Here is an 8,544-nt window from a genome sequence, read left to right on the forward strand (position 1 = left end):
GGGGGCCGATGCCGTGGTCGTCGCCATACCGATCGGGGCGATCCGCGCGGTCTTCGCCGGGATCCGCCCCGCCCTGCCAACACGGACGCTCGTGACCGACGTCGGCAGCGTCAAGGGCGTGGTGGTCGCCGCTGCCCGGGCGATGCTCGGCGCGCACCTGCCCTACATGGTCCCGGGTCACCCGATCGCCGGGGCGGAGCACAGCGGGGTCGAGTCGTCTTCGGCGCAGCTCTTCGCCGGGCAGCGCGTGATCCTGACCCCGCTGCCGGAAACGATGCGGAACGCTACGGAGCGGGCGCAGGCGATGTGGGAGTCCGCCGGCGCCGAGGTCGAGGTCATGGAGGCCGACCGCCACGACGAGCTCCTGGCCGCGACCAGCCATCTACCCCATGTGCTCGCCTGCGCCCTGGTCAACGCCGTGACCCGCGTGGGCGGTCCGGAGGCCCTGCTCCGCTACACCGCCGGCGGCTTTGGGGACCTGACCCGCATCGCCTCGAGCAGCCCCGCGCTCTGGCACGACATCTTCCTGGCCAACCGCGAGCGCCTGTTCGCGGCCCTGGCGTCTTTTCAGGCCGAGATCGAGTCGTTGCGCGAGGCCATCGCGCGCGGCGATGGGGAGGCGCTGCTCGCGAGCCTCTGGGATGCCAAGACGGTGCGGGACGCCCTGGCCGAGCGGCGATCCCGCGGTCTCGGGACATCCCCGCCCCGCCCATGACAAACAAGAAAGAAGGCCCCAAATGAGCCGGCTCATCATCGAGGGCGGGGGGAGGTTGCGTGGGCGTGTGCGCGTCCCCGGCGACAAGTCCATCTCCCACCGGGTGCTCATGCTCGGCGCCATCGCCGAGGGCGTCACCGAGGTCGAAGGTTTCCTCGAGGGCGAGGACACGCTGGCCACGCTCGCGGCCTTTCGGTCCCTGGGGGTGGCGGTCGAGCATGGGGGGCCGGGGCGGCTCCGGATCGAGGGTCGTGGCCTGCGCGGCCTGCAAGCGCCGCCCGGTCCGCTCGATCTCGGCAACTCCGGGACCTCCATGCGGCTCTTGGCCGGGCTCCTCGCGGGACAGACCTTCGATACCATCCTGATCGGCGATGCGTCACTCACGCGGCGGCCGATGCGCCGGGTTATCACGCCGCTGAAGCGCATGGGCGGCGCTATCTCATGCACGTTCGAGGGCACCGCTCCGCTCGTGATCCGAGGCGGCCGCTGTCTGCGAGGGATCGACTACGCGCTGCCGATCGCGAGCGCCCAGGTCAAGTCGGCCGTGCTGCTTTCTGGCCTCTATGCCGAGGGGCCGACCCGCCTCCTCGAGCCCGCCGAGAGCCGCGACCACACCGAGCGCATGCTGCGCCGCTTCGGTGCGGCCATCGCCACCGAGGGGGGTGTCGTCCGACTCGCCCCCGGCACGCCGCTCGAGGCCACGCGCGTCCACGTTCCGGCGGATCTGTCCTCGGCGGCCTTCTTCCTGGTCGGCGCCGCGATGAGCCCCGGCTCGGATCTGGTGATCGAGCACGTCGGGGTCAACCCGACGCGCACCGGGGTCCTGGACCTCTTGCGTCTCATGGGGGCGGACATCGAGATTTCGGAACCCGTTCACTCGTCCTCTTGGGCCGACGAGGGCGGTGAGCCCGTGGCGGACGTGCGGGTGCGCGGCGGTGCGCTGCGCGGGGTCGAGATCCCCGAGCGCCTGGTGCCGCTCGCCATCGACGAGTTTCCGGCGCTCTTCATTGCCGCGGCCGCGGCCCACGGGGAGACCGTCCTGTCCGGCGCCGAAGAGCTGCGCCACAAGGAGAGCGATCGCATCAAGACCATGGCGCGAGGCCTCCGAACGCTCGGGATCAAGGCTCGCCCGACCGCTGATGGCATCGTGATACGAGGTGGCGCACTCCAAGGCGGCGTGGTGGACAGCGCCTCGGACCATCGCGTGGCTATGGCGTTCGCGATGGCAGGGCTGGCCGTCCATGGCAGCATCGAGGTCGCCGATTGCGACAACATCCCGACAAGCTTTCCCGGCTTCGTCGAGGTAGCCCAGCGGGCCGGACTCCGGGTACGCTGGGCCTGAGAGACTTGTGAAAAAATCTACTGCGCTCGGGATCTCGCGTTCCGGCGGTGCTCGGAATCCTCATGTATTTCAATATACACTCCGGTTCCTGCGCTCCGGCGGGAAGCCAGGGCCAGGGAGTGGCCCTGTTTGGCGCGCCGAGGATGCAACGCGACCTCCTTTCGCTCGCGACGATTTTTTCGCAAGCTCTGAGCAGTCGTGAAAGGATCGTCGCCGGCACCGGTCATCGCGGTGGACGGCCCGAGCGGTACGGGCAAGGGGACCTTGTGCGTGCGGCTCGCCCGCCGCTTGGGCTGGCATTTCCTCGACAGCGGCGCCCTGTACCGGGTAGTCGCGGCGCTGGCCGAGCGCTCCGGCCTCTCGCTCGGGGACGGCCCGGCACTCGCGCGGCTCGCAGCTCAGCTGGACATCGCCTTCCGAGAGGCGCAGGGTGGCATCACGGTGCACTGCAGCAGCGAGGACCTGAGCAAGGTCGTGCGCACCGAGTCGTGCGGGGCGGCGGCCTCGAAAGTCGCGGCCCTGCCCGAGGTCCGCACCGCCCTGCTCGCGGTGCAGAAGGGCTTCCGGCGGGTCCCGGGGCTGGTCGCCGACGGCCGCGATATGGGCACCGTCGTGTTTCCCGACGCGCGGCTCAAGGTGTTCCTGACGGCCAGCCCCGAGGCACGCGCAGAGCGCCGCCATAACCAGTTGAAACAACAAGGGATAAATGTTAGGCTTGAAACCCTTCGCCAGGACATCGGGGAGCGCGATGTCCGGGACAGTGCGCGCACGGTGTCTCCGTTACGGCCGGCGCTCGAGGCGGTGGTGGTCGACACCTCGGACTTGGGTATCGACGCGGTCTTCGAGCGGGTCCTCTGCCTGCTATCGGACCGTGATCCGTGTCGGGGCTGAGTCCTTTGGAGTAGAACGTCGGCGTGTGGCGAGACGGGGTGCCGAGGGCACGTTGCCGGAGATGCCGAAAGACGATTCTGGCAACTGAACGATTTTGGCAAATGACGATTTTCGTAACAAGGTTCAATTGAATATGGCCGAGAGTTTCGCGGAGCTATTGGAACAGACGCAGGCAGACCAACACATGCGGCCGGGGACGATCGTCACCGGCACCGTGGTGGAGGTGAGACCGGACGGCGTGGTGGTCTATGCCGGCTTCAAATCGGAGGGTGTGATCCCGCTCGAGCAGTTCCGAAACGAGTTGGGAAAGGTCGAGGTGAATGTCGGAGACCGGATCGATGTGGCGCTCGATGCCATCGAGGACGGTTTCGGGGCCACGCGCCTGTCGCGCGAGAAGGCCAAGAAGGCCATGGCCTGGAAGCGCCTCGAAGATGCCCTGGAAGACGGCAGCCACGTGACCGGCACCATGACCGACAAGGTCAAGGGCGGGTTCACTGTCGAGATCGAGGACCTGCGCGCCTTCCTGCCCGGATCGCTCGTGGATGTCCGGCCGGTGCGCGACACCAGTTACCTCGAGGGTAAGCCGCTGGAATTCAAGGTCATCAAGGTCGACCAACGTCGCAACAATATCGTGGTCTCGAGGCGCGCCGTGATGGAGAGCGAGAGCGGCGCCGAGCGCGAGAGCCTCCTGGATAGCCTATCCGAAGGAGCAGCGGTGAAGGGCGTGGTAAAGAACTTGACCGATTACGGCGCCTTCGTGGATTTGGGCGGCGTGGACGGCTTGCTGCACATCACCGACATGGCGTGGAAAAGGGTCAAACACCCGAGTGAGGTCGTGACCGTCGGTGACGAGATCGAGGTAAAGGTGCTCAAGTTTGACCGCGAGCGCAACCGCGTTTCGCTCGGCTTGAAGCAGATGGGCGACGACCCGTGGGTCAATCTGGGACGGCGCTATCCGCAGCGCACGCGCGTCTTCGGGAAGGTCACCAACGTCGCGGATTACGGGTGCTTCGTCGAGATCGAGCCGGGTGTCGAGGGGCTCGTACACGTCTCCGAGATGGACTGGACCAACAAGAACGTGCATCCCTCGAAGGTCGTCCATGTCGGCCAGGAGGTCGAGGCCATGGTGCTCGACATCGATGAAGAGCGCCGGCGTATCTCGCTCGGCATCAAACAGTGTCTGACCAATCCCTGGGAGGATTTCGCGGGCCGATACAGCAAGAACATGCGGGTGAGCGGGACCATCAAATCCATCACCGACTTCGGGGTGTTCATCGGGCTCGAGGGGGGGATCGACGGTCTGGTACATCTGTCGGATCTGTCCTGGTCCGTCACGGGCGACGAGGCGGTCCGGCAGTACAAGCGCGGCCAGGAGATCGAGACCGTGGTGCTCGCCATCGACGCCGAGCGCGAACGCATCTCGCTCGGCATCAAACAACTGGAAAGGGACCCGTTCTCGAGCTTCCTGGCGGAGCATGAGAAGGGCACCCTGACGACGGGCGTGGTGGAGAGGGTCGAGTCTCAGGGCGCCGTCGTCCGATTGGCCGACGGGGTAGAGGGCTATCTACGCGCCTCGGAACTGGCGCGACACCCGATCGACGACGCTCGCAAGGTGCTCAAGGAAGGCCAGGAGATCGAGGCCTTGATCACGGGCGTGGATCGCAAGAAGCGCAGTGTGTCATTGTCCATCAAAGCCAGGGAGGCGCGAGACGAAGTACAGGCACTGGAGACCTACGGGACGGGTGGCGCGATAACGACCACCAAGCTCGGCGATCTCTTGAAGCAGCAGATGGACGGGGCCGAGTCGGCAGAGCGCTCGGCGCCGGACTCGGGCTGAGGCGCCGCGTCCCTGGAGGCGCAGCGCCGCCCGTTGATGGGACCTAATTAACTACTGAAATGGGCGTCACGTCGGCAGGGACGCCTTGGCGGGCGATCACGGGGGGCCTCAAGGAACTACTTGACCGCACCGTTCATCGTGTGTTCCATAGGGATCGATAGCGCACATGACAAAATCAGAGCTCATCGAATCGCTGGCGCGCAAACAGACCCAGCTGGGGAGCAAGGACATCGAGTTGGCCGTGAAATCGATGCTGGAACACATGGCCCACGCCCTGTCTTTGGGACAACGTATCGAGATCCGGGGGTTCGGCAGCTTCTCGCTGCACTATCGCCCGGCCCGGGTCGGACGCAATCCCAAGTCCGGTGAGCCGGTTTCGCTGCCGGCGAAACACGTCCCGCACTTCAAACCGGGCAAGCAACTGCGCGAAAGGGTCAACGGGCGCCAAGGCCAGAAAAAGCGCTAGACCGTGGAGCCGGCGCGGGCAACACGCGTTTGACCCTCGAGCAGAGCCGTATTCAGCTACGGTTGCGGAGGGTATGACCGTTTGCAGCGTCGATGTAACCTGGGTCTCGGAGCGGGACTTTCGTTCGGGAAACGACGGGAGGGGCTATGCGCCTCGTGTTGAAACTGATCTTCCTCCTCGTGCTCGTGGTGCCCGCCGCTCTGGCGTTCCACATCAACAACGGCCAGACGGTCACGGTGGACTACTACCTGGGGACCATACACCCGCCCCTGTCTCTGGTCGTGGCCGTGACCTTGCTCGTCGGGGCGCTCTTGGGCGGGTCGATGAATCTCTGGATCCTCAACAGCCAGCGCCGCAAGATCGCCAAGCTCAAAAGTACCCTGAAGAAGATCGAGCGACAGACGGCGCCGCCCGCGGCGGCGGTGAAGGATGCCGGCTGACTACCTGTCCGGGCTCTTCTGGTTGCTGTTACCGATCGCCGCCGCCTCGGGCTGGTATCTGGCACGCCGCACCGCTCCACGACCTCCGCCCCAGCTCGGGCCGAGCTACGTCAAGGGCCTCAACTATCTGCTCAACGAACAGCCCGACAAGGCCATCGAAGTGTTCCTGCAGATGCTCGAGGTCGAGAGTGAGACCGTGGAGACTCACCTCGCGCTCGGCAACCTGTTTCGGCGTCGCGGCGAGGTCGACCGGGCCATTCGCATCCATGAGAACCTCATCGCGCGGCCCGCCCTGACGTCCGAGCAACGTTGGCTCGCGGTCCAGGAGCTGGGCATGGATTACATGCGCTCCGGCCTCATGGATCGCGCTGAAGGGCTGTTCAAGGAGCTGTTGGAGGCCAAGGTCCAGGTGCGCAAGACCTTGGGTCATCTCATGGACATCTACCAGCAGGAGCAGGATTGGGACACGGCCATCGCCTGCGCCACGGATCTGCGCTCGCGCTGCGGTGACGACATGCGGCCCATGATCGCCCAATTCCACTGTGAAAAGGCGGAACGGCATCTCGCGCGTGGGGACGGTGAAAAGGCCACCGAGAGTTTGCAAGAGGCGCGCTTCGCCGATCCGGATTGCGTTCGTTCCAACCTCATGGAGGGACGGCTCGCGATGGCGGCAGGAAGACCGGCCGAGGCGCTCTCGGCCTACCAGCGAATAGAGGAGCAGGACCCCGATTTTCTGGTCGAAGCGCTGCCGCCGCTCATGCTGTGCTACCGGGCCCTCGGGCGTCTCGGCGAGTTCGCCGAGCACCTGCGATCGCTCGGTCCCAAGCACGCGGGGATCACGCCGGTGCTCCTGCGGTCGGAGATCCTCGCCGCACAAGAGGGGCCGGAGGCGGCCATCGAGTACCTGTGCCGCGAGCTGCGCAAACGACCCTCCCTGCGCGGTCTGGACCGCTTAGTGGAACACCTGCTCGCGGGTCCCGACGGCCCCCGCCGCGAACATCTGGAGATCGTGAAGCAGTTCACGTCCGGCCTCATGCGCGATCGTTTCGGCTACAAGTGCCGCCACTGCGGCTTCCTCGCCAAGGCCGTGCACTGGCAGTGCCCGAGCTGTAAGCACTGGGCCGGTGTGCGGCCCATCCACGGCATCGAAGGCGAGTGATCATTTCCAGGGGGATAGAACTTCCAGGGAGATAGAACGGCTCGGCGGGCCCCGCCATTTCAGGATCGCCGACGATCGGGCGGGCATTCACCGAAGGGCACGCGGTAGAACTAACTACGATACCCGGCACCATCGTTCCAGGAACGCGCACCCGGTCGGGAGTCGGTTCGACAGGAAAATAGGAAATCTATAAACCAAAAAATTGGCTATCCCGAGTCGCACTCCGGCATGGAACCGTTGATCGCTTTGCTCCTGGTCGCGGTGCTATCGGCCACGGTGCTCCTGGTCCAGCCTGCTCTCAGGGCACGGCGTCGCGAGCAGCTGCGAAGCGCCCCTTTTCCGACAGAGTGGGAGAGGATCCTAATCGAACGGCTGCGCCTGTATCCGCGTATCCCGGATCGGATCAGGCAGGATTTGCGGGGGCACATCCTGATCTTTCTCGCCGAAAAGCGCTTCTTTGGCTGCGGTGGGTTGGAGATCACCGATGCCATGCGGGTGCTCATCGCCGCTCAGGCCTGTCTGCTCATACTGAACCGCAAGACCGATTATTATCGGAAGTTGCGCTCGATCCTGGTATACCCCTCGGCCTTTATCGTGAACCGCGAGATCGTGGACGAAGCCGGGGTGCACACGTCGTGGCGGGAGCCCCGCATCGGCGAGTCCTGGGAGATGGGCCGGGTGATCATCTCCTGGGACGAGGTAGAGCCCGATGAGGGGGATCGCGATCGCGGTGAGAACGTCGTCCTCCACGAATTCGCCCACCAGCTGGACGAGGAGGACGGAATCGCAAACGGTACACCGGTGCTCGGTGCCAGGGCTCGATACGATGTCTGGGCACAGGTGCTCGGGGCGGAATACCGGGCGCTACGGGAGAAGGTGACGCGGGGCGAGGCGACGCTCATCGATCCCTACGGTGCCGAGGATGCGGGCGAGTTCTTCGCCTCGGCAACAGAGTGTTTCTTCGAGCGGCCGGGACCCCTCTGTGAACAGCACCCGACGTTGTACGCGACATTACGGGACTATTACCGGGTGGACCCCGCGGTCTGGCACGATGACGGTAACAACGAGCCGGGATCCCGCACCGAAACGATATAGGACACGGGTCTCTGAGAACAACGCCGGTAGTCAGCAATAGTAGCCCGGATGTAGCGAAGTGTAAGAAGGTTTGGAAAAGTCTATGCAAGTCGAGGCAAATCTTACTTGTGCACTTTGTACATTTTTCCAAACGTGAAGCGCGCCACTATCCTAAGCCCCTGACGGGTATGGGTTATCTCGCTGGCATGCCGATTGAGCTGAAGTAACTATTCTTCGGCAATGCCCGTGTACGATGGGAGATACGCGTTAAAGGTGGCTGCTCGCCTGCCGCGGCGTCAGGTGTGTTGTTAACTTCATCTAGGCAAGCTAAACCAAGGAGTGAGTCGATATGGAGGAGCGCGTTAGCAGTCCGAGGCGATGAAAGTGGCCGGCCAGGACTACGACCTCCGTTCAGGAGCGTGACCATGATAGCTAATCCTTCTTACTATCGGCGTGATCCCAACGTTCCAGATCGCGATCTAGCCCCGGGCACCTAACCCATTTTTCTCAACTGGAGGGGGTACCCAGCCTGGAAGGCGCATAGATTGGGCTACGCGGTCAAAAGGTCTCCACTACAAATGGGCTGGATCGCTTCAGTGTACGAGTTGGCCGGCGGCGGT

8 protein-coding genes are annotated in these 8,544 nt (G+C 64.7%); all 8 read left to right on the forward strand.

The features are described from left to right. The coding region (locus tag M3461_18070; GenBank protein ID MDQ3776113.1) for a prephenate dehydrogenase/arogenate dehydrogenase family protein at nucleotides 1-715 on the forward strand (715 nt) is incomplete at its 5' end. Nucleotides 716-737: 22 nt separating this feature from the next. Continuing rightward, a complete protein-coding gene (gene aroA / locus M3461_18075; protein ID MDQ3776114.1) occupies nucleotides 738-2,057 on the forward strand; it encodes a 3-phosphoshikimate 1-carboxyvinyltransferase in 1,320 nt (439 codons plus the stop codon). 198 nt (nucleotides 2,058-2,255) lie between these two features. Next, on the forward strand, nucleotides 2,256-2,948 hold the full coding sequence (cmk, locus tag M3461_18080; GenBank protein MDQ3776115.1) for a (d)CMP kinase: 693 nt from the start codon (nucleotides 2,256-2,258) through the stop codon (nucleotides 2,946-2,948). 133 nt (nucleotides 2,949-3,081) lie between these two features. Then, the gene (gene rpsA / locus M3461_18085) at nucleotides 3,082-4,785 is read left to right on the forward strand and encodes a 30S ribosomal protein S1 (protein ID MDQ3776116.1); all 1,704 of its coding nucleotides are present in this window, start codon (nucleotides 3,082-3,084) and stop codon (nucleotides 4,783-4,785) included. Nucleotides 4,786-4,951: 166 nt separating this feature from the next. After that, nucleotides 4,952-5,251: an integration host factor subunit beta gene (locus tag M3461_18090; protein ID MDQ3776117.1), complete on the forward strand. Its 300-nt coding sequence runs from the start codon at nucleotides 4,952-4,954 to the stop codon at nucleotides 5,249-5,251. 146 nt (nucleotides 5,252-5,397) lie between these two features. Continuing rightward, nucleotides 5,398-5,691 (forward strand): LapA family protein, encoded by a 294-nt coding sequence (locus tag M3461_18095; protein MDQ3776118.1) that lies wholly within the window; start codon nucleotides 5,398-5,400, stop codon nucleotides 5,689-5,691. Beyond that, the gene (gene lapB / locus M3461_18100) at nucleotides 5,681-6,850 is read left to right on the forward strand and encodes a lipopolysaccharide assembly protein LapB (GenBank protein MDQ3776119.1); all 1,170 of its coding nucleotides are present in this window, start codon (nucleotides 5,681-5,683) and stop codon (nucleotides 6,848-6,850) included. Before M3461_18095 ends, lapB begins: the two co-directional genes overlap by 11 nt. Nucleotides 6,851-7,078: 228 nt before the next feature. Then, complete coding sequence (locus M3461_18105; protein MDQ3776120.1) at nucleotides 7,079-7,945, forward strand: zinc-dependent peptidase; 867 nt, start codon at nucleotides 7,079-7,081, stop codon at nucleotides 7,943-7,945. The last annotated feature ends 599 nt before the right edge of the window (nucleotides 7,946-8,544 follow it).

The organism is Pseudomonadota bacterium (assembly GCA_030860485.1).
Taxonomy (GTDB): Bacteria; Pseudomonadota; Gammaproteobacteria; order JACCXJ01; family JACCXJ01; genus JACCXJ01.

Coding starts and splice junctions, on each gene's coding strand:
- aroA (MDQ3776114.1), top strand. CDS start 738: ATGAGCCGGCTCATCATCGAGGGCGGGGGGAGGTTGCGTGGGCGTGTG.
- rpsA (MDQ3776116.1), top strand. CDS start 3,082: ATGGCCGAGAGTTTCGCGGAGCTATTGGAACAGACGCAGGCAGACCAA.
- M3461_18090 (MDQ3776117.1), top strand. CDS start 4,952: ATGACAAAATCAGAGCTCATCGAATCGCTGGCGCGCAAACAGACCCAG.
- M3461_18095 (MDQ3776118.1), top strand. CDS start 5,398: ATGCGCCTCGTGTTGAAACTGATCTTCCTCCTCGTGCTCGTGGTGCCC.
- lapB (MDQ3776119.1), top strand. CDS start 5,681: ATGCCGGCTGACTACCTGTCCGGGCTCTTCTGGTTGCTGTTACCGATC.
- M3461_18105 (MDQ3776120.1), top strand. CDS start 7,079: ATGGAACCGTTGATCGCTTTGCTCCTGGTCGCGGTGCTATCGGCCACG.